The sequence below is a fragment of the Desulfoluna sp. genome (genome assembly GCF_030145185.1).
Classification (GTDB): domain Bacteria; phylum Desulfobacterota; class Desulfobacteria; order Desulfobacterales; family Desulfolunaceae; genus Desulfoluna.
In genome coordinates, this window is record NZ_JAQYWB010000008.1 from 1 (window position 1) to 21,165 (window position 21,165).

General features: G+C 56.6%; 13 protein-coding genes. 10 read left to right on the forward strand and 3 right to left on the reverse strand.

Features of this window, described 5'->3' with window-relative positions; translation table 11 throughout:
• Positions 1-502 precede the first annotated feature (502 nt).
• From Q1Q75_RS03595 to Q1Q75_RS03640, 10 genes are all read left to right on the forward strand, one after another.
• Positions 503-1,066, forward strand: a complete 564-nt coding sequence (locus Q1Q75_RS03595) for a flavodoxin family protein (RefSeq protein ID WP_300667643.1) — start codon at positions 503-505, stop codon at positions 1,064-1,066.
• 599 nt (positions 1,067-1,665) lie between these two features.
• Entirely contained in the window at positions 1,666-2,301 is a 636-nt protein-coding gene (locus tag Q1Q75_RS03600; protein WP_300667644.1) for a TetR family transcriptional regulator, read from the forward strand.
• On the forward strand, positions 2,298-3,710 hold the full coding sequence (locus Q1Q75_RS03605) for an efflux transporter outer membrane subunit (RefSeq protein WP_300667645.1): 1,413 nt from the start codon (positions 2,298-2,300) through the stop codon (positions 3,708-3,710). Before Q1Q75_RS03600 ends, Q1Q75_RS03605 begins: the two co-directional genes overlap by 4 nt.
• Positions 3,711-3,814: 104 nt before the next feature.
• Positions 3,815-5,002, forward strand: a complete 1,188-nt coding sequence (locus Q1Q75_RS03610; RefSeq protein ID WP_300667646.1) for an efflux RND transporter periplasmic adaptor subunit — start codon at positions 3,815-3,817, stop codon at positions 5,000-5,002.
• A 94-nt stretch (positions 5,003-5,096) separates the two neighbouring features.
• Entirely contained in the window at positions 5,097-8,261 is a 3,165-nt protein-coding gene (locus Q1Q75_RS03615) for an efflux RND transporter permease subunit (protein WP_300667647.1), read from the forward strand.
• A 90-nt stretch (positions 8,262-8,351) separates the two neighbouring features.
• On the forward strand, positions 8,352-8,879 hold the full coding sequence (locus Q1Q75_RS03620) for a hypothetical protein (protein WP_300667648.1): 528 nt from the start codon (positions 8,352-8,354) through the stop codon (positions 8,877-8,879).
• 249 nt (positions 8,880-9,128) lie between these two features.
• Positions 9,129-10,682: a GNAT family N-acetyltransferase gene (locus Q1Q75_RS03625; protein ID WP_300667649.1), complete on the forward strand. Its 1,554-nt coding sequence runs from the start codon at positions 9,129-9,131 to the stop codon at positions 10,680-10,682.
• A 2-nt stretch (positions 10,683-10,684) separates the two neighbouring features.
• On the forward strand, positions 10,685-11,824 hold the full coding sequence (locus tag Q1Q75_RS03630) for an acyl-protein synthetase LuxE (protein WP_300667650.1): 1,140 nt from the start codon (positions 10,685-10,687) through the stop codon (positions 11,822-11,824).
• Between the two features lie 13 nt (positions 11,825-11,837).
• Positions 11,838-14,438 (forward strand): acyl-CoA reductase, encoded by a 2,601-nt coding sequence (locus Q1Q75_RS03635; RefSeq protein ID WP_300667651.1) that lies wholly within the window; start codon positions 11,838-11,840, stop codon positions 14,436-14,438.
• Positions 14,435-15,676, forward strand: coding sequence for an MFS transporter (locus Q1Q75_RS03640; RefSeq protein ID WP_300667652.1), 1,242 nt, complete (start codon positions 14,435-14,437; stop codon positions 15,674-15,676). The genes Q1Q75_RS03635 and Q1Q75_RS03640 overlap by 4 nt, the downstream gene beginning before the upstream one ends.
• 696 nt (positions 15,677-16,372) lie before the next feature.
• On the opposite strand, the gene Q1Q75_RS03645 is transcribed toward Q1Q75_RS03640, so the two are convergent.
• The 3 genes from Q1Q75_RS03645 to Q1Q75_RS03655 all read right to left on the reverse strand — a co-directional run bounded on the left by Q1Q75_RS03645 (position 16,373) and on the right by Q1Q75_RS03655 (position 20,938).
• Positions 16,373-18,424 (reverse strand): methyl-accepting chemotaxis protein, encoded by a 2,052-nt coding sequence (locus Q1Q75_RS03645; protein WP_300667653.1) that lies wholly within the window; start codon positions 18,422-18,424, stop codon positions 16,373-16,375.
• A gap of 463 nt (positions 18,425-18,887) precedes the next feature.
• A complete protein-coding gene (locus tag Q1Q75_RS03650; protein WP_300667654.1) occupies positions 18,888-19,343 on the reverse strand; it encodes a YaiI/YqxD family protein in 456 nt (151 codons plus the stop codon).
• 260 nt (positions 19,344-19,603) lie between these two features.
• Positions 19,604-20,938 carry a DEAD/DEAH box helicase gene (locus tag Q1Q75_RS03655; protein WP_300667655.1) on the reverse strand — a complete coding sequence of 445 codons (1,335 nt, stop codon included), beginning with the start codon at positions 20,936-20,938 and terminating at the stop codon, positions 19,604-19,606.
• Positions 20,939-21,165 lie beyond the last annotated feature (227 nt).

Genomic DNA, 21,165 nt, shown 5'->3' on the forward strand with positions numbered 1-21,165 from the left:
GAGCTGAAGATGTAGTGGTTTACCTCAAAGCTCTGATAACGCGGCAGATGAGTGCACCCGGCTCGCCCGAAGGGTGAGAAAATCAGACAGAATACCGTGGATTACATTTTGCATTTTTAAAATATCTCAAAATGTTACTACAAGAAACTGTAATTACAGATTATTCCTTAATCCTGATTGTTTTCTCATGAAATATCCGGGCTAAAAACTATGGCATACTTTTAAAGTAACACCTCTGTTTTCATGGGATTGTCTCTATTGAATCAGGGCGTTTTGACCGTTGGTTTGAGTCACGATGTCGTTTGTGCAAAAAAGCCTCGGTGGCGTGGGTGGCCATGCCACTTTGGAAAGATCCCTTGGACTCAGGTTGCGGATGCTTTCTGTCTCCGTATCACGGGCGATCCGGAGGTGTCGTGATTTAAACGTGTGCTTGAAATAAACAGTTGATTTAAACAACTGTTTGAATTACGGTAAGGAAAGATAAAAAAAGAGGAGATATTCAATGGTTGTGGTGGGAATTTCAGGAAGCCCGAGGCGAAAAGGCAACACGGAAATGTTGATCTCTGAGGTGTTGGAGGGGGTCACGGAGGCCGGCGGGGAGGCGATCCTGTTTTCCGTGGCCGATGGCGACATCAGCGGGTGCACGGGGTGCATGCGGTGCCGCAGGGTCCCGCGGTGCCGCATTGATGACCGGATGACCCTGATTTATGAAGCGGTGATGCGGGCCGATGTCGTGGTTTTCGGTTCACCCGTCTATATGGGGCAGATGAGCGCCCAGGCTAAGGCCGTGGTGGATCGGTTTTACGCCTTGCTCAACAACGATGAGACGCCAAGGTTTCAGGCGGGAACCCGTCTTCTTCCTCTTTTCACCCAGGCACAGGCGGACGTGGCCCGCTATGCGTCGTATTTTGAGTTGTGCGATGAGATGTTCACCCAGATGGGGTTTGAGGTTCTGCCCACCTTTGTGGCCGGGGGAACCCACATGAAAGGGGAGATTGGAACTCAGAAGGCGCTGCTGGCATCGGCGCGGGAGATGGGGAGAGAGATGGGTGGATATGGTGAATAGTGAATAGTGAATAGTGAATGGTGAGTAGTGAGTAGTGAATGGTGAGTGGTGATCACGAGGGACGTGAGTCCGTACGCCTATGGGATGATCCCCATGTTAGTGGCGTTTTCTCGTTCCCAGGCTCTGCCTGGGAGTGTCGGGTGCAAGGCTCCGCCTTGCCGATACGAAAAGTCGTCATGCTGGAGTGAAACTCACAGATTGCTGGGCCTCAAGCATGGAGGCAGAGCCTCCGGGGAGCATTCCCAGGCGGAGCCTGGGAACGAGAGAGAACCACGCTTGAGACCTATTTCAAATAATGTGGCCGAAACGATGACTAAGGCCGTGAATAGTGAGTGGTGATCACGAGGGACGTGAGTCCGCACATCCCCATGTCAGTGGCGTTCTTCCGGTGAAAGTAAGCTTGCGATTTGGCGCTGTGGCTCCAGCAGATCAAGCCTTTGTGGCGCAATGGGAGTCACGTCACACACCACGCGAATGCGGACGCGATAAACGTCGAGTCACAGCACCCGAAGCGCATTCGCAAACCCGCTTTCAAGGTGGCACACCTTGCCGCCGGAGGCATTTTTTTTGTTTATATTAAGTCGTTTAGGAGAGAAGAGATGGCGGTGGAAGAGACCAAGACAAAAATTCTGGACGCGGCCGAGTGGTTTTTCGCGGAGATGGGGTTTCATGCCACCTCCTTGCGGCAGATCACGGAGCGGGCAGGGGTGAACGTCGCGTCGGTGAATTATCATTTTGGCAGCAAGGAGAATCTCATGGACGCGGTGCTCAAGAGGCGCATCGAGCCCTTGAACGCTCTTCGCCTGGCGCAATTGGAGGCGGTGCTGTCTGCGGCGAAGGCAGCCGGGGTGCAGCCGTCGGCACGGGATGTGGTGGCAAGCTTTATGGAGCCGACCCTGCGGACGGTGATTCAACCGGAATTCGGGAACCTCTCGCTGATCATGAGCCGTATCTTTACCGAGCACAACGGGGTGGTGATGGAGCGGGTGGCCCCCCTGATCGAAGGGCTTCTTGCCCGGTTTATAACGGCCCTGTGTGAAGCGCTCCCCCATTTATCCCGGGATGAGGTGGCTTTGAGATTTCGGATGTCGCTGGGGGCGATGCACCATGCCATCCATGCCGTGCGGGGAAACATGGTAAACGATGTCCCCGGAGCCTTGACCACCCAGCTCCCGGAAGAGAAGGTCATGGCCGCTCTCATTGATTTTGCTGCCGGTGGCATGGAGGGAACATGAAACGAGCGCTCTGGATTTTTCTGATGCTGACGCTGTGGGCGTTTTCCGCGTGTTCGGTTCATCAACGGACGGCACCGGAGGCCCTGATGACCCTCTCCTCGGACCTGGGGGAGGGCGGGGCCGCGGACGTTCGCCCGGCCGTGGACTGGTGGCTCTCCTTTGAAGATGAGGCGCTTAATACGCGGGTGGCTCAGGCCTTGAAGGAAAATCCGACCTTGGATGGGGCGGCGGCCCAGGTGAGAAAGGCGGAGGCCTTCCTCGCAGGGCAAAAGGCGGCCGATTTACCTGGTGTCACTCTTTCTGGAAATCTGGGCCGCGCCCGGACCGAAGGGGTGATGGGCGGGGTCTCCAGTACGTGGAACCTTTCGGCTGCTGCCTCGTATGAGCTGGATCTCTGGGGGCGGCGGGCGGCCTTGACGACTCAGCGCGTACTGGACCGGGACGCCTCCCTTGCCGCGCTCTCCTCGGCCATGGTCTCGGTGTCTGCCCAGGTGGCAGATACCTGGTATCTTCGGGTCGAACGGTCCGCTCAACTGAGCCTGGCCGAAGCGCGGGTGGCTTTGCGCCGGGAGCGGCTGGAGCTGGTGGAGCGTCGCTACGGGCAGGGCACGGTACCGGCCCGGGAGGTCTATGGCGCCCGCGCAGAGCTGGCCGCTGAAGAGGCTTTTCTTTCGGGGTATCGTTCTGACCTGGCTGTGGCAGAGCATGCCCTTTCAGCGCTTCTCAACCGGAAACCGGGGACCACTGAAGAGCCTCTGCCGGGGGGGGCTCCGGGTGCCTTGCCAGACCTCTCCCCCCTGGCCGATCGGCCCCTCTCCTCACGATTGATCCTCGGACGGCCCGATATGATCCAGGCCATGATCCAGGTGGAAAAGGCCGATGAGGCCGTGGCCGTGTCCCTGGCGGATCGTTTTCCATCCTTTAGTCTCACCGCAGGCTACGGCAGGTCCGGGTATGAGGTGGGCCCCTTGTCCGGGAGTGGGCCGGTGTGGAATGTCGGCGGCAATCTTCTGGCCCCTCTTTTCGACTGGGGAGGGCGAAGAGCCATGGTGAAGGCCGACAGGGCCGCTTTTGACGAAACCCTGGCCCTTTACCGAAGCACCGCCCTTGCCGCGTTCAAAGAGGCGGCCGACGCTCTCTCCTTCTGCCGGAACGGCGACATGGCGATGGCCCGCTTGCAGGACGCCTTTGACGCGGCCTCATCCACTACGGCCTATATAAAGAGCCGTTACCTTGAAGGCGCGTCAGATTATCTGACCCTTCTTGCTGCCCGCATCTCTGAAAATGAAGCCCGGGGACGTCTTATCGCCCAACAGCGTCTGCTCCTCTCTCATCGCATCGGCCTTGCCCGTGCCCTGGGGGGAAGCTTCAGCGATCAATGGCTCCAGTCGTACGTCAAGACCGATTGAGTGAGGGGGAAAGCCTCTGGTGGCTCTGCCGGGGGGCAATCTTTTGCCTGATTTTATAAAGATGGGTTTGACAAACAGGTTTTCTTAGAAAGGTCAGAAGCATCATGAGCGATGATTTGCAGTTGAAAAAGGGGGCGGTCATGGGAGAGCGGAGGAAGGCCCGGTTGAAATGGATCTTGCCCCTGGTGATTATCGCCTTGGGGTTTGTGGGGATGCGGGTGATGATCCTCTCCAAAAAGGCACCGGAGAGGTCTGTCATCGAAGATCGGGGGCAGCTGGTCACGACAGCCCCGGTGAAGCGGGCCGAAGGGCAGGTGCGGTTGGCCACCCACGGCACGGTGGTTCCGTTTCAGAAGATGGAGCTCGTGCCCCGGGTGTCGGGGTATGTTTCGGAGGATGCCCTGGAAGTGGGGAAGGCCTTTACCAAAGGGGCGGTGCTTTTTACCCTGGACGACGAGGATTACCGTCTGGCCGCCGTAAAGGCTGAGGCCCAGGTCGCCCAGGCCGCCCTATCCCTGGCGGAGGTTCGGTCCAAGGCTCATTCCGCAACGCTGGAGTGGGAACGGATGCCGGGGCGTGAGGCCCTGACGCCTTCGCCTTTGCTTCTCTATGAACCTCAGCTGGCAGCGGCCGAAGCCCAGCTGAAGGGGGTAAAGGCCGATCTGGCGGCCCGGCGCCTCGACATCGCGCGATGTCGGGTGACCGCGCCCTTTGCCTGCCGGGTATTGGCCGAAACCGTGGCGCCGGGGCAGTTTGTCTCCCAGGGGATGAAGGTGGCTTCACTGCTTGCCTCGGACCGCATGGATGTGGTGGTGCCGGTGACCGCCGAAGAGCTGGCCTGGGTGGACCCGGATCGTGACGGGTTGCGGGTTGTTTACCGGGTGGGAGAGAGGCAGGTGGCACGAGCGGGGCGCCTGGTCCGGCGTCTGGCCGATGTGGACCCCACAGGCCGCATGGCCCGCCTCCTGGTGCGGGTGGAAGATCCCTTTGATGAGGAAGTGCGCGCCCTGGTTCCGGAGATGTATGTGGACGTGGAACTGGTGGGCCGAGAGATCGGAGAGGCCCTGTCCATTCCCTTTGAGGCGCTGGTGGACGGGCGCTGGGTTTACATCTTCACCCCGGAGAAGACCCTCTCCGTTCGGGAGGTGAGGGTGGTACGCCGCCAGAAAGAGCAGGTCCTTGTGTCAGGAGCCCTCAAAGAAGGGGAGCAGGTGATTACCTCCGGGGTGCCCGGCGCGGCGCCGGGCATGAAGCTGAGAAAGTGGAAAACTCCCGTACCGGCGGCCGAGTAGTCCCGAATACCTGTTTGTTAAACCCAGCTCAAATAAATTGGGCAAAAGTTTAGCCCCCGGCAGGGCCGCCGGAGGCTGAATCTAAGGTGCAGAGATGAAAAAATGGATTGAGTGGATGGCGGGCAATCATGTGGCCGCCAACCTGTTGATGCTGGTGTTTGTGGTCGGGGGCCTGGTCAAGGGCCTTGGGGTAAAACAAGAGGTTTTTCCGGAGATTGCCCTGGACAAGATTCAGGTGGCGGTGGCCTATCCCGGGGCCGGACCGGAAGAGGTGGAGGAGGGGATTATCCTCAAAGTCGAGGAGGCGATCTCCAGCATTGACGGCATCGACGATCTCACTTCCCAGGCCTTTGAGGGCCGGGGCAACGTCATCGCTGAGCTCCGTTCCGGGGTGGACGCCAACGTGGTGCTTCAGGACATCAAGAGCGAGGTGGATCGTGTCACCACCTTCCCCGAAGACGCCGAAGAACCCGTGGTCAGCAAAATTTTGAATCTTCAGGAGACGGTCTCCGTGGTGGTCTATGGCGATCTTCCCGAGCGGACCCTGAGGGAGCGTGCGGAAAGGGTCAGGAACGAACTTCTTGACCGTCCGGAGATTACCCAGGTGGAGCTCGGCGGGGTGCGCCCCTACGAGGTGACCATCGAGGTGTCCGAGGAAAATTTAAGACGCTATGGACTCACCATGGAGAGGGTGGCCGGGGCCGTTCGGCAGGCCTCCCTGGACCTTCCCGGCGGGACGATCAAGACGAAAAGCGGTGAGATCCTGCTCCGCACCAAGGAGAAACGGTACAAGGCGGCGGAGTATGCCGATATTGTCATTGTGCGGGGGGAAAACGGGGCTGCGGTGCGTCTGGGAGATCTCGCCGTCCTCACCGATGGGTTTGAAGACACCGGCACCTACGCTCGTTTTGACGGCAAGCCTGCGGCCATGGTCAATGTCTTTCGCGTGGGGGATGAGAAACCCACGGAGATCTCCGACCTTGTGCTGGCCTATGTGGACGAGGTGAACGCCCGCTGGCCGGAGTCCGTGCGTGCGGCGGTCTGGAACGATACCAGTGAGCTTCTGGAGAGTCGCCTGAATCTGTTGAAGAAAAACGCCTTTCTTGGCCTTTGTCTGGTCATCATCGTGCTGGGGCTTTTTCTGGAATTGCGCCTGGCCCTCTGGGTGATGCTGGGGATTCCCATCTCTTTTATGGGGGCGCTCATGCTGATGCCGGTCTTTGATGTTTCGATCAACATGATCTCCCTGTTCGCCTTTATTCTGGCCCTGGGGATAGTGGTGGACGACGCCATTGTTGTGGGGGAAAATATCTTTGACCACCGGGAGAAGGGGAAACCCTTTTTACAGGCCGCCATCGACGGGGCCACGGAAATGTCCGTGCCGGTGACCTTCTCCATTCTCACCACGGTGGCGGCCTTTGTTCCCATCTCCTTTGTGGGGGGGACCATGGGGAAATTTATGGGGGCCGTGCCTGTGGTGGTGATCTCCCTTCTCATGATCTCTCTGGTGGAGTGTCTCTTTGTCCTTCCCGCCCACTTGAGCGGGGGCACCAGCCGTCCCCTGTCCGGCTTTTTCCTTGGGCGCCTGGACAAGACCCGGATTCTCTTTGGCAACCAACTGGATCGGTTTGTCTCCGGCCCGTACCGGCGGACCCTGACCCTGGCCCTCTCCTTTCGCTACGCCACTTTTGCCCTGAGCCTGGCCATGCTTTTTCTCAGTGTCGGGATTGTGCGCTCCGGGTTGATTAAGTTTACCTTTATGCCGGAGGTGGAAGGGGAGCGGATCACCGCGGCCCTTCAAATGCCCGTGGGCACCACCCTGGAGACCACGGGGGCCCAGGCGGACCGGCTCATCGCGGCCGCCATGGAGAGCGTGGCCGAGGTGGACGCCGATCACCCCGGAGAGCCGTCGGTTTTTCGCCATGTCTATGCCATTGTGGGGGGGGTGATGGCCAAGATGGGACCTGCCCACGGCGGGGAATCTGCGGCGTCAGCCACCCATCTTTCTGAGATAGCGCTCTTTCTCACCAAGGCGGAAGAGCGGGATGTTCCCATCAGCGCCGTCAAAGACGCCTGGCGTAAAAAGGTGGGGGAGATCCCCGGCGTTGATTCCCTGACCTTTACCACCGACCTCGTGCGCATGGGGGCCAACATCGACGTGGAGCTTCGGCATGTGGATTATCGGGTCCTGGAGGCGGCGGCAGAGGAGGTTAAAAACTACGTGACCGGGTATCCCGGTGTAACGGATATTGAGGACAACTTTTCTCAAGGCAAGGGGGAGATCAAATTTACCCTCACTGATGAGGCGAAGACCCTGGGCATCACCGAGGCGGATTTTGCCCGGCAGGTGCGCGGCGCTTTTTTTGGCAGTGAGGCCCTGCGCCTTCAGATCGGAAGAAACGAGGTAAAGGTAAAAATTCGCTACCCCGAAGAGGATCGCAGACTCATCGAGACCCTGATCTCCATGCGCATAAGAACCCCCCAGGGGGGAGAACTCCCCATCGCCCGTGCCGCTTTTTTTGATCGGGGACGGGGCTACTCCACCATCACCCGTGCCAACCGGAAACGGGTGGTGAACGTCACCGCCACCGTCAACGCCAAAGAGGGCAACGCAGGGGAGATCAACGAAGATATTCGGGAACACCTGCTCCCTGGCCTGATGGCAAAATACGAGGGCCTCTCCTACGGGTTTGCCGGTGAAGAAAAAGAGAAACGGGAATCGATCAGCAGCCTGAGGGAAGGGTACTTGCTGGCTCTTTTTGCCATCTATGCCCTGTTGGCCATCCCCTTCAAGAGCTATGTGCAGCCCCTGATCATCATGTTTGCCATTCCCTTCGGCATGGTGGGGGCGATCCTCGGGCATCTCCTCATGGGCTATGACCTGAGCATGCTCAGCCTCTTCGGCGTCATCGCCCTCTCCGGCGTGGTGGTCAACGATTCCCTGCTCATGATCGACCGCATCAATACCAACCGAAGCCAGGGGATGGCGACCGCTGAAGCGGTCATGGAAGCCGGACAACGCCGGCTCCGGCCCATCCTGCTCACCTCCCTGACCACCTTTTTTGGTCTGGTCCCCATGATCCTGGAGACCAGCGTTCAGGCCCAATTTCTCATCCCCATGGCCATCAGCTTAGGGTTCGGCATCCTCTTTGCCACCCTCATCACCCTGATCCTTATCCCTTCCCTTTACATGATCCTTGAAGATGCAAAGGACACCGTGGGCGAGAGGGAAAAAAGCCTGCCTCCGGCGGCAAGGTGAGCCACCTTGAAAGCAGGTTACCACTGTATGATTATTTGTTCCCAATAGCCTATGCTGGCCTGAAGGCCAAGAGAGGACACGATATAAGTCATGATGCTATTCATCATTTTTTCCTTGTTTTTTTTGATTTTTTATAAAGAAAAAGAGTTTATTCTTGTGAGTGGAATGCTGTTCTTTGTTTCAGGTGTCATTTTTTATGGCATTATTCACTATGAAAAGTCATTTCGTCATATATCCGGGATCGTCACCCTTACCCAATATGACAACAGTGGCGACAGCAGGCGTCAAAATCCTTCCCTGATTATTTTTCTGGAATCTCATTTAGAACCGTTAAAATTCACTGCAGAAAAAGAGAAGGTCCGTGAAATGAATCGACGGCTTAAAAAAGGTGACAAGGTTGACATCGTCGTAGAAAGTTTTTTTGACAATATTTGGGGGATAACGGTGGGTAACGATGACATTCTTTCTTTCTCCCAAGAAAAAAAAGAAAAGAATGATTATGCATCTTTTCTGATTCTGTACGGGGCTTTTTTATACGTTGTCATAGTCTTTGGAAAGCATATCGTCGCTAAGATCAGATCGTTTAAAACAAGGCGTTATCATAAGAAATTAAATTGATTTGTAACTATCTGAATAGTTACTTTTATGTTTTGCCAAACGTGTCTGTTTGCCTTCCTTTTTCTTTTCCCCTTCGCTGTATCGCCCATGATCCATGTGTCTGGGTGTTGATACAGCCCTGCCGATGGGTTTATTCCTAATAACAGATGTTCATTTATTTTTTGCTTGGCTTTTTTTTAAAGAAAATGAATAGTAAAGAGCTTTTCAACAGCTCTTTTTTTGTATTCATTTTTTTTGGGATAGAAATACATGATGGACACTGAATCAGGCAAAACGTATGCCGACCTCCCGCACTTTCCTGCGTCATCAAGGGCAAAATCGTCACTCTCCCTGCCCGCACGCATCGATTATTTAGAGCCGATCCAGAACTATGTGGAAGGCCTTTGTCACGTTCATGGCTGTGAAACCCAAGAGAGTCTGATGGTGGTTCTTGCCGTTGAAGAAGCGGTGAGCAATGTCATCCAGCATGGGTTTGCTTCTGAGAAGGGAGGCACCTTTGATATCTCCTTTGATGTGGGCGCAGCGGACCTGACCATCGAAATCCATGACAAGGGGCTCCCCTTTGACCCGCGCATGCTGAGTGCCTGCGGAGAAAGCGACGCCTCAGAAGTTTCAGATCCCCACGAGGGGCTGGGGGTCCGGCTCATGAAGGGCGCCATGGACAGGGTGGAGTTCATCAACCTCGGGAAGCAGGGTAAGCTGGTCCGAATGTTTAAATATTTCCGGCACGGCAAGGTGGCTCCTGATCTCTCCGGGGATCAACACCCAACAGAGGCAACGCCGAATGAGCCCCCCCTCGTGCCCCCTTTTTCCGTGCGCCCCCTCACGGAAGCCGAGGCCCTTGACGTCTCGCGTTGTGCCTATCGCGCCTATGGGTATACCTACCGGGATTTTATCTATTATCCCCAAAAAATATGGGAATTGAACCAGGACGGGCAGTTGCATTCCTTTGTGCTGGTGGACGCTCAAAACAAATTGTTGGGCCACCTGGCCCTCTCCTTTAGCGCCCCCGAGGCCACCATCGCAGAGCTGACCGCAGCCTTTGTCGATCCGGCCTGCAGAGGAAAGAGACTCCTTGGGCAATTGATGGTTGAGGTCATGTCCAAGGCTGAAATGATGGGCATCCGGAACCTTTTTGTCCATGCGGTTACGAGCCATCATGCCTCTCAAAAAAGCGCCACCCTGTTCGATTTTATCCCCACTGGGCTTCTTTTGGCGGCCCTTTTTCCCGACCTGGAGTTCAAGGCGCTCACCGGCAAGGTGAGCCAGAAGGAAAACGCCCTGCTCATGGTCAAACCGCTGAAAGCCAGGTCCCCTTACACCTTATATGTTCCGAATCGTTACACAGAGATTATTCGTTCGCTCTCAACGAACGTCGGGCAAATGGTTTCTGTTGAAGACACCTCCCCCCCTTTACCCGACCTTTCGGGAGGCGAGGGGAACCGGTATTACCAGGTGGAGGAGTTCAATTTTGCCGAAATAAGGATCCGCACCTTTGGTGAGGATGTTCTGGAGGAGCTTGGTCAGCGGGTCAAGGGCTATGTCCGAAATCGCATAGACGTCATCTACCTCTACCTGGATATCGAGTGCCCTGAAGCCGCTCCCTTTGCCGCACGTTGCCTGGAGCTGGGATTTTTCTTCTGTGGCTATATGCCGGGCGAGATGGCGGGGCGAGACGGCCTGATCCTGCAAAAACTCAACGACATCAGCATCGATTTTACAGCCCTGGATCTGGACGGGGATCAGGCACGCGAGGTCATGGAATTCATACAGGGCGATATGGCTGCCCGTGAGGAGAAATAAACATGGGGTTTCACAGTATCCAACGCTACGCCGACCTGGCGCCGGCTTTTTCAGACACATCGACGAGTGATCGGATTTTCCTTGAGGCCATGCAGGAAAACTATCGCTTTCAATACGAGAATCAACCCTATGTACGGGCCCTGGCCGAGCGGTATCATTTTTCGCCTTCGGATCTGAAGACACCGGACGATGTTTTTGATGTCCCCCCCATCTTTGTGGAGACCATGAAGTACCATCGTTTCCTGTCTATCCCAGAAGACCAGGTGGCCATGAGCCTGACCAGCTCCGGCACCGGCGGCCAAAAAACCCAGGCCCTTTTCGATGCGGACGGGCTGGAACGCATCCAGACCATTTCCGCCCGAATCTTCAAAGACGTCGGCTTTTGCTCTGATCGTCCGGCAGGCTACCTGATGTTCAGCTATGCCAGGGAAGACGCCCGGGAAATCGGTACCAGTTGGAGCGATGAGCAGGAGATGCGATGCGCGCCGGTCACTGATGCCCGCTGGCTGTTGCGAAAGGGTCCGGACGGGAATTTTGATTTTAATGTGGAAGAGGCGGCGCGTTCCCTTGCGGAGCTGGCGGAAAAAGGTCCCGTCCGCATGTTGGGTTTTCCGGCGTTTATTTTTCAGACCCTGGAAGAGATTGAGCGGCAAGGCCTGAAGGTTCGCGTGCATCCAGACAGCTTTGTCATCGCCGGAGGCGGCTGGAAAAATCACGCAGGCACCCCCATGACCCAAAGCGAGTTCGCAGGCGAGTTGGAAGAGCGCCTGGGCCTTCCCCGGAGCAACGTCCGGGACCTGTACGGCATGGTCGAGCACGGGATTCCCTATTGCTCCTGTCCGGAAGGACATCACCATGTGCCGGTCTTTGCCCGGGTGGCGGTGAGGCACCCGGTCACCTTGGAGCGGCTTCCCATAGGCGAAGAGGGGCTGCTTCAGCTCATCTCACCCTGGAATGTGGCCCAACCCAATTGCTCCGTCCTCTCCACCGATCTGGTCCGAATAGAGACCGGATGCCCCTGCGGTATTCCCGGGGAGTACATCGCCTCCATCCGGCGCGGCGGGAACCAAAAGCATAAAGGGTGCGCCCTGTCGGCCCAGGAGATCCTCGACAGAATCCGTTCAGCAAGGAAGGAAAAATAAAGAGATGGCACCCATGAAACATTTTATATTTGGCGACTTTAAAGAGAGTTCACAGGACCTGCCCCTCGAAGAGGGCAGGAGCTTTTTTAACCGCGACAGCATGCGTACCCGTGTGGACGCCTTTGCCCAGGTCCCCTTGGATGACGTCATCTCACTGCTGGACCGGGTCGGACGCAGGCTCACGGAGCCGGGCCGGTACCGGGATCATATTTTGGAGATCATGCCGCGCATCACGGGCTATTCCCTGCCCATGCTGGACAAAGCCCTGGAGGCCCTTAAGGGGATGCTCTCCCGTGAGGCCCTGGAAGAACGCCTCTTTTGCCTCGGCGATCGGCGTGTCCTGGACGGCTGGACCCTCTCCCATGGAAAGCCCTCCCGCGCCTTGCCCCTGGGCGCCATCTGCCACGTGGCCCCCGGCAATATCTTTCTGGGGTCCATCGATTCCATGATCACGGGGATGATCACCAAGAACATCAACGTATTGAAGCTCTCCAGTCAGGACCCGATCTTTCCCTTTATCTTCCTTGAGGCCCTTCTGGAAGAGGATCCCACGAGAAAAATCGCATCGACCCTGGCCATCACCTCCTGGAGTCATACCAATACGGGCATGATGGAGCTGGTAGGCAATGCGTTTGACGGCATCCTCCTGTTTGGGGGGGAAGACGCCGTTCGGGAGTACGCCAAGATCACGGCCATGGGCACCCGCCTGATGGCTTATGGGCCCAAGTTAAGTTGGGGGCTGATCCGCAGCGGCCTGGAACCCGAGGCCCTTGAAGACGCCGTGCAAGGATTTGCCCTGGACATCGCCCTCTGGGAACAGAAGGCCTGTACCAGCTGCCAGAACCTCTTTGTGGAGGGAAAAGAGCTGGCCCGGGAAGTGGCGCACAGGCTTCACCGGAATCTGGAGGCACTCAGCCAGACCCTGCCCCAGGAGACCCTTTCGCTCGATGAAGGCGTGGACATCCGCAAGGTAAGAGAAAAAGCCTTCAGGGCCTCCTTTGACGGCCAGGGAGAACTCCTGGAAGGCAAGACCCATTCGGTCATCTTAGGCGAGGGCGCCGATATCATCCCCTCTCCCCTGAACCGCACCATTTATGTGAACGCCCTTGAAGACTGGCGGGATCTTCTCCAGGGAAACATGCGCTGCATGGCCGACCACATGTCCACCGCAGGCGTGGCCGTGCCCGGGCCACTCTTCAACGAAACCCTGCAGGGCCTCGAACCTCTGGGGATCCCGCGCTTTTGCCGTCCCGGCACCATGGGGACAGGGACCGACGGGGGGGCGCCCCACGATGGGTCCTATATCATTTTGGGCCTGGTGCGCCTCGTCAGCAGAGAAGACGTGCCTTTAGAACGGCTGGGGCGTTATTACGACAGCCCGGAGCGGCGTGAAGACCGCCTCTTGGCCGAATTGAACCGGCTGGTGGAGCAGGCCATGAAGAGTCCTTTTTACCAACAGCTGTACGCCGATGTGAAGCGGCCCCTCACCAGCTTGAAAGAGTTTGAACAGCTTCCCGTCCTGGAAAAAGAGGCCTTGGAAGAGCACTGCCCTCCCATGGATACGGCGATGCTCACCGCTTCGTCTGAAGCCAGTTATATTTTCAGTTCGGGAGGCACCTCCGGTGTTCCCCGGAACATCTGCTGGACCACCGAAGAATTTAAACAAGCGGGTCGGGTTCTGGGCCAGGGCTTCCGGGCTCTGGGGCTCTCGTCGACGGACAGGGTGGCCAACCTGATGCGGGCAGGCTCCCTGTACACCGGCTTTCTGGCCATGAACGGGGGGTTGGAGCAGACGGGCTGTCAGATCCTTTCCATCACCGCCAACCAGAGCATCGACGAGACCCTGGAGCTTCTGGAAAACCTCAAACCCAACGTGGCCATGGGCATGACCAGTACCCTGGTGGAGCTGGCTGAAAAAACCAGAAAAGAGGGGCGAGAGATCCGTTTTGACCGTATTTTTTATACGGGAGAGGCCATGTCCGATTCGTCACGCGAGTTGCTGCGTAGCGTCTTCAAAGCTTCTAAGGTCGGGTCCCTCGCTTACGGCGCCGTGGAAATCGGCACTCTGGGGTTCCAGTGTGACCACTGCCGGCATGATGAATTCCACGTGTCCGAGGACTGGGCCTACCTGGAATTCGGCGATGAGGGAGAGGTCTTTGCCACGGGAACGGCACGGATGCTACACCCCATCATCCGTTACCGCATTGGCGATCGGGCCGCCTGGGTCGACACCCCATGCACCTGCGGAAGAACAGCACGGAAATTCCGGCTCCTGGGGCGCACCGACTATTACGTTCGCCTTCTCTACAACGACCTTTATACGGTGGAGATAGACAGGGCGCTGGCCCCTTTCCCCGAACTGACCCCGGTGTATCAAATCACCGTGCAGGGCGGCGAAAAGGGCCTTGAGGTCTTTCTTGTCATCGAAGGAGACGAGGTGCCGGGGCTCACGACAAAGGTATGGGAGAGGCTGAAACAAGAAGCCTCCGAATTTACAGACCTGCCGGATTTTGGATGTCCCTTTGCCATCGATATTGTGCCCTCGGGAAGCATCCCGCGGGTCGGGCGCACCGGAAAAATTAGAAAAATTGTCGATCTCAGGGTGGCGAAATGATTATGGACGGATTCGCTGCACACCCCCTGGTTCGTTTTCCCGACTTCAGGCGTTTCTTCAGCTCCCGGTTTGTCTCGGCCATGGGCGATAAATTTTTCACCATTGCCCTGGCCTGGTGGGCCGTTAACGAAACAGGGCCTCAAGGCGCCCTCAACCTGGGTTTTCTCATGGCCCTGACCCTGGTGCCCTCGGTGATCTTCGGCCCCCTGGTCGGGACCCTGGTCGACCGATTCGACCGGAAACGCTGCATGATCATAGCCGATGCCTGCCGGCTTCTGCTGGCCTCCCTGATGGCCGTGCTGCTGGTGCAGGGGGCCATGACCCTTCCGCGTATGTACGTCCTGGTCTTTCTGCTGGCCTGCTTTATGCCGCTGTTCGAATCATCGGCTGAAGGCTCCCTGGCCTCGCTCACAGACGAAGAGGGGCTCTTTGCAGCGGTTGCCGTGGATTCTTCCGTGGTGGCCATGTCCAATGTTCTGGGTGCTGCACTGGGAGGCATGGCCCTGGCCGCCTTGGGCACGGCCGGGGCCTTTGGTTTTAACGGGGCCACCTTTGCCGTGTCCCTTTTGTTTATTGCCTCGGTGAAAACATCCCTGGTCCCCGAAGCGAGAACAGAGGACGGGAGCGGACCGGCCAGTACCCGGCAGTCTCTGGGGGAAATCGTGTCATGGCTTGGGCAACACCGCGACGTGCTGGGGATGTTGATCATCTTTGGCGTCCTCAATTTCTTTGCCGCCCCCTTGATGATCTCCATTCCCATGATGGTTCGCTATGCCTTTGACGGAAGCGTCTCCTGGGTGGCTATCCTCGAAGCGAGCCTCGCCCTTGGAACCGTCACCATGGCCATCGTCATGAGCTTTGCCTCGGGAGGCAAAACGTTGTCCAGGATCTTTACGGGGGTGATCGTCATGGGTGTCTCCATTGTCCTTTTTGCCCGTTGTCCCCAACTGTGGATGGCTCTTCCCCTCGTCTTCTTCGCAGGATGCAGCCTTGCCCTGGTCAACGCAGCGGCCATGGGCTTTTTCCAACGCACCGTTCCCGACGCGCTGAAGGGACGATTCTTCGCCATTCTGACCGCCGTGGCCTATTCCGTCATGCCCCTGGCTCTGGCCCTGAACGGGGCGTTGTCCCAGTTCTACTCCGTACGAAAGGTCTTGGCAGCAGACGGCGTCATGCTCTGTCTGCTCTCGGGCTTCTTTTTTCTGGGGGTCTTTCGAAAATCTCAGGCCTTGCGTTAAGGATGGCCGAAAAATAAGCTTGCCGGCGGCAAGGTGAGCCACCTTGAAAGGGGGTTTGCTAATGCATTCGCGTGAAGGGTGAGGGGATGCCTCGTACGTCGTAAGGGCATGCGCGACCGGTGCTTACGGTTTTTTGTCATTTTCATCGTTGTGGGTTCTGCCAATGCAAGATGGGCACGCTTCGCCCTTTGATATTAAATGGGTGCCCATCCTACGGGCCGTCGTTGTTCCAATGAGGGGGGGGGATGAGAACGAATGATAATCATATTCATGTGTGACAGCAGATGTGATTGGCCACGAGGAATCCGCCTACGCAAAAGCCTCCGGCGTGACAAGTCCGCCTACGTAAAAGCCTCCGGTGTGACAAGTCCGCCTACGCCTACGCCTATGCCCATGTCTATGCATTACCATTCGACGAACGTCAATGAGCTACGACGCGACAAGTGATCCGTCTTCGTCAGCTACGCCTGAAAAAAGGCTGCTACGCCGTGACAAGGGGATAAAGCGCATCCGTAACCTGCTTTTGTGATGTGACGGAAGCGATGACTCAGGTAAAAAACGCGCCGAGGTGCTGGATTCTATGGCGACGGAGTCGCCACGCCCCTGCTTTTATAAAAGGCATGAGCGTAGCGAATCCATTGAACGAAGAACAAGGAACCAAGCACCCAGAACGTTTTCATGTTTGGTCTTTCCCCATCACACCTTGAACTGATCCACCCTTTCTTTCAGTGTTTCGGCAAGGCGCAGTAAGTCACCGGCGTTTCCCTTGACCGTGGCGCTGCTTTCCGTCATTTCCCGGGCATGGTTGTGTACCTCCGAGATATCCCGGGTGATCTCTTCGGCGACGCGGGAGCTCTGGGCGATGTTTGTGTTGATCTCTGTGAGGCCCTGGGAGGCCTGGTTGACGTTTTGTGCGATCTCCAGGGTGGTGGCGGTCTGCTCCTCAACGGCTGTGGCTGTGGTGGAGACGGTTTCGCTGATTTCATCGATGATCGTGGTGATCTCTTGGATGGATTCGACGGAGACGAAGGTCGCTTTCTGAATGCCGCCGATCTGATCCCGGATATCCTGGGTGGCCATGGCGGTGAGTCGGGCCAGTTCCTTGATCTCTGTGGCCACCACGGCAAAGCCTTTTCCGGCTTCTCCGGCCCGGGCTGCCTCGATGGTTGCGTTTAAGGCCAGCAGGTTGGTCTGGTCGGAGATATCCGTGATGGTCTCGGTGACTTTATCAATTTTCTGGGCCGCCGTTCCCAGCTCGGTGATCTGGTCGCTGGCCAGTTTTGCCTTGGAAACCGCTGTGTCGGCAATGGATCGGGCGGTTTCCGTATTTATGGCCACCTCCTGGATGGTGGCGGTCATCTCTTCAGAGGCCGCAGCGACCATGGAGACGTTGGTGGATGCCTGCTCCATGGCGGCGGCGATGGATGCCATACCGGCGCTCATCTCTTCGGTGGCCGCGGCCACGGTCTCTGTTTTATTCGATGACTCCGTGGCCCCTTGGGACATCTGCTCGGAGATGCCGGCAAGGTCGGTGGAGGAGGTGGAAAGGGTTGCCACCCCGGTGACGATTTCTTTGATCATTCCGCCGATATTCGCTGTCATGTGGTTAAGGGATTCGCCGAGTTGGCCCACTTCATCACTGCGATTGACCTCAAGGCTGTGACTGAAGTCCCCACTGGCCATGGTTTCTGCAAAATCGACCCCCTCTTTGATGGGGCCGGTGATGCTGTTGACAATGAAATAGATGATGGAGACCAGTAAGAGGAGCGCACCGGACCCGATGGCAATGCTGATCCTCCTGATGCTGGTCACTCCGGCATAAACCTCGGAGAGGGGAACGTTGATCATCATGGCCCAAGGGGTTTTCGTGTTTCCGATCTGTATCGGTTCGCAGATCCTTCCCACCTCTTCCCCTATAGCGTCTGAATGGTTCTGGGTGTTAATGCTGTCTCCGGATTTGATCTTGCCCATGAAGGGGGCAAGCCAGGACGCGGTTTTCAACACGGATTGGCCGATTCGTGTTGGTTCTAAATGGGTCACGTAGGTGCCGGCATTGGAGATGACGCTTAAGTAGCCGGTATCAAGAATCTTGACCTTGGAAAATTGCTCTTGAAGCGTTTCAAGGGCCATGCCCGTTCCTACAACGCCAACGACTTTTCCCTTGTGATGGATGGGCACGCAAAGAGTTGTCATAAGCGTTTTTTTGTTATCCACGTTACCCAAAAAAGGCTCTATGACAGCCTCTGTCCCCTGCATTTTTGGGATGCGATAGTAATCTTTTGTCTCGTATCCGTTAAGCCTGGCGACGGAAATCCCATTTCCGCTCCGGCTCGCGAAGTGGGCGTACCGACCGGTGGCGTCATACCCCGGCGTATTTGAAAAGTCAGTGTCCTTGCCGTCTAAGGCGTCCGGTTCCCAGGCCATCCAGACGCTGAGAAAAGAGGGGTTGTCGGCAACAAGTTGTTTCAGGACTTCATCCATGGCGCTTCGTTCCGGCATCTGCCCACTTTTTTTCAACCCTTCAAAGGTCTGGCTCAAGGTTCGGGACGCGTCCATGGCAACCTCCAACTCCGCCTTTACAACGCCCCCATACCGTTGGGCTGCTTCGGTAGCATTTTGATGTGCATATTTTGAGGCCATGTTGCTCGCCTTTATGGCGACCACGCCGATCGTCACGGCAAAGGCCAGAACGGCAACCGTGCCGATATAGAGAAGCATCTTCATTTTTAAGTTGAAATTTTTGAGCATTGAACATTCCTTTAAGGCATAAATAAACAGAGGGATATAGCGGCAGGGCGGGTTGTAAACAAAGGGACCATTGGACGCGGAGCTTTTCCTTTATATGTGTCACAATATGAGTATTAATAGTATCATGGGCTTCTCTGAAAAGAATGTCAATTCAAATATAGCAATAGTGAGGTTGACTGAAATAAGGAATATCAGACATGATTGATCCGGAGTTAACGCTTAGATGGCGTAGGGCTTCAATCACGATTAGGCGTGGTTGAATTACTAAAATTGTGATTTTAAGCAACGGCGGAGCCTTGTCGTTCATAGGGAGGGTGCCGCCTATGTTTATTTCCAGGGTTCAAGCGCTTAAAATTGGCACAGAGGATGGTGATGATGCTGAGAGACGAAGAGGCGCGGCGTTAAAAGGCAGGGCGGGTCGGGGGGGGACGATGGGGGACGATGGGGGAGCAGGCGGAGTTTTTCAGGCAAAAGCCTTGGGGTTGTTGCAAAATTGATTGAGTTTGTTGGCGAATTTGCTCACGTCTTTGTGGTTGAGGGGGGCAGGGCCTTTCGTGAACTCACCGCAATCCCGGAACCCCTGCATGAGGTTGCGCATGGAGAGGATGTCCTTGATGTTTTCGGCCGTAAACATCTCACCCCGGTGGTTGATGGCGTGGGCTTTTTTTGTGATGACCCGGTCGGCCAGGGGGATATCGGCCGTGATGACCAGTTCACCTTCTTTCACCAGTTCTACAATGCGGTGGTCTGCTTCATCGGCCCCTGCGCTCACAAGGATGTAGGTGATATGTTTGGATGGGCCCAGGGTGATCCGTTTGTTCGCAACAACCACCGTGGGGATTTCGAGTCGGTTAATGGCTCGAAGCAGGACAGGTTTCAACAGGTTGGGGAAGGCATCACCATCAATGTAAAGGGTCACTCGGTTTGTCTCCTAAGGTGGGTTCCGCGTTGCTGCTGAAACGAAAGGGCGGGTGGATAATTTTTAAGGGGTGGCAGAGTTGAGACCCGGATTGGGGGTCTCAACTCTGTAAAATGCGTGTCCATTCGTTTTGCACGTCAAGGGCTTCTGCGGGTGTGGGTCAACGGGGTGAGACGATGTGTCCCGAGGAGGACAAATTGTCGCTGAAGGCATGACCTTATTTTTCCTGCGGCCCTTGTTGGTTTTTCGCCGACAGGCAATTAACTCGCGTGACGTTGGCGACCACCACCGTTGCGGTTGCCTGAATCATTGCGATTGCCACCGCCGTTACGGGCGCCGTTCCCGTTTCCGCCGCCATTGGTGCGACGGGTGCCCTGTGAGGCCCTGCCCGCTGCGGGACGGTTGTTTCGTGAGGGCCGCCTGTTGCTGCGTTTCAGGATCGGTTCCGGCAGGATTTTTGGATCCGGCTCGTAGCCTGGGATGAGAACCTTGTTGATTTTTCGCTTCAGCATTCGCTGGATATCTTCCAGCAATTTATTCTCATCGACGCAGACCAGGGAGATCGCATTGCCGTCGAGTCCGGCACGTCCGGTGCGGCCGATGCGATGCACGTAATCTTCCGGAACGTTGGGCAGCTCGTAGTTGACCACGTGGGGCAGTTGTTCGATATCGAGCCCGCGGGCCGCGATGTCTGTGGCGACAAGCACCCTGACTTTTCCGTTTTTAAAATCGGCCAGAGCCCGGGTTCGGGCATTCTGCGATTTGTTTCCGTGAATCGCGTCGGAAACCAGGCCGTTGCGTTTCAGCTGCTGGCTGACCCAGTTGGCTCCATGCTTGGTCCGGGTGAAGACCAGCACCTGGCGCCAGTTGTTGGCGCCGATCATGTGTGAGAGCAGCTCTAGTTTGCGGGTGCGGTCCACCGGGTGGACGACCTGGGTGACGCTTTCGGCCGTTGTGTTGTGGCGGGCGACTTCAACCAGGCTGGGCGAATTCAGCAGGGTATCGGAGAGCTTTTTGATATCCCTGGAGAAGGTTGCCGAGAACAAAAGGGTCTGTCGCTTGACTGGAAGCGATTTCATGACCTTGCGGATGTCGTGAATGAAGCCCATGTCGAGCATCCGGTCGGCTTCATCCAGGACCAGTGTTTCGACGTTTCTCAGGTTGACCGTCCCACGCTGGAGATGGTCCAGCAGGCGACCGGGGGTGGCCACAATGATGTCGACCCCTTTGCGCAGCTTGGAGATCTGCGGGTTGATGCTGACGCCTCCGAAAATAATGGAGGTTTTGTACGGCAGATAACGGCTGTAGGCGGAGACACTCTCGCCGACCTGGGCCGCCAGTTCGCGTGTTGGTACCAGAATCAAGGCTCGTACAACGGGGCGATTGCTGTTGGAAGAGGCGGACTGCATTCGCTGAAGCAAAGGCAGCGCGAAACCGGCGGTTTTGCCGGTGCCTGTCTGTGCACCGGCGAGAACATCGCGGCCTTCGAGAACGAGTGGGATTGCTTTTTCCTGGATGGGGGTAGTCTGATCGTAACCCTGATCCGCTATGGCGCGCAACAATTCGGCTGAAAGGCCGAGCTGTGAAAATAACATGGGGAAGAAAACTCCGGGAACACCCTGCCCCTAAGCCATGGGTAAATTGGAAGTCATGGACCGGCCTGGGCTGGGTTTGTGTATGGGACTCCGTCATCCGCGGAACTGCGGGACGGTAGCGTATGGCGCCGACCGAAGTGCGCCAAGAAACGCGGACTATAGCATCTGCAAATGGGTCTGTCCACAAGGTATATTTCCTGTAGGGAAAATATGTGGGAGAGCCCCTG

What these genes read in the sequence shown, in the direction of transcription:
- Q1Q75_RS03595 (WP_300667643.1), top strand. Translation starts at nt 503, where the DNA reads ATGGTTGTGGTGGGAATTTCAGGAAGCCCGAGGCGAAAAGGCAACACG.
- Q1Q75_RS03600 (WP_300667644.1), top strand. Translation starts at nt 1,666, where the DNA reads ATGGCGGTGGAAGAGACCAAGACAAAAATTCTGGACGCGGCCGAGTGG.
- Q1Q75_RS03605 (WP_300667645.1), top strand. Translation starts at nt 2,298, where the DNA reads ATGAAACGAGCGCTCTGGATTTTTCTGATGCTGACGCTGTGGGCGTTT.
- Q1Q75_RS03610 (WP_300667646.1), top strand. Translation starts at nt 3,815, where the DNA reads ATGAGCGATGATTTGCAGTTGAAAAAGGGGGCGGTCATGGGAGAGCGG.
- Q1Q75_RS03615 (WP_300667647.1), top strand. Translation starts at nt 5,097, where the DNA reads ATGAAAAAATGGATTGAGTGGATGGCGGGCAATCATGTGGCCGCCAAC.
- Q1Q75_RS03620 (WP_300667648.1), top strand. Translation starts at nt 8,352, where the DNA reads ATGATGCTATTCATCATTTTTTCCTTGTTTTTTTTGATTTTTTATAAA.
- Q1Q75_RS03625 (WP_300667649.1), top strand. Translation starts at nt 9,129, where the DNA reads ATGATGGACACTGAATCAGGCAAAACGTATGCCGACCTCCCGCACTTT.
- Q1Q75_RS03630 (WP_300667650.1), top strand. Translation starts at nt 10,685, where the DNA reads ATGGGGTTTCACAGTATCCAACGCTACGCCGACCTGGCGCCGGCTTTT.
- Q1Q75_RS03635 (WP_300667651.1), top strand. Translation starts at nt 11,838, where the DNA reads ATGAAACATTTTATATTTGGCGACTTTAAAGAGAGTTCACAGGACCTG.
- Q1Q75_RS03640 (WP_300667652.1), top strand. Translation starts at nt 14,435, where the DNA reads ATGATTATGGACGGATTCGCTGCACACCCCCTGGTTCGTTTTCCCGAC.
- Q1Q75_RS03645 (WP_300667653.1), bottom strand. Translation starts at nt 18,424, where the DNA reads ATGCTCAAAAATTTCAACTTAAAAATGAAGATGCTTCTCTATATCGGC.
- Q1Q75_RS03655 (WP_300667655.1), bottom strand. Translation starts at nt 20,938, where the DNA reads ATGTTATTTTCACAGCTCGGCCTTTCAGCCGAATTGTTGCGCGCCATA.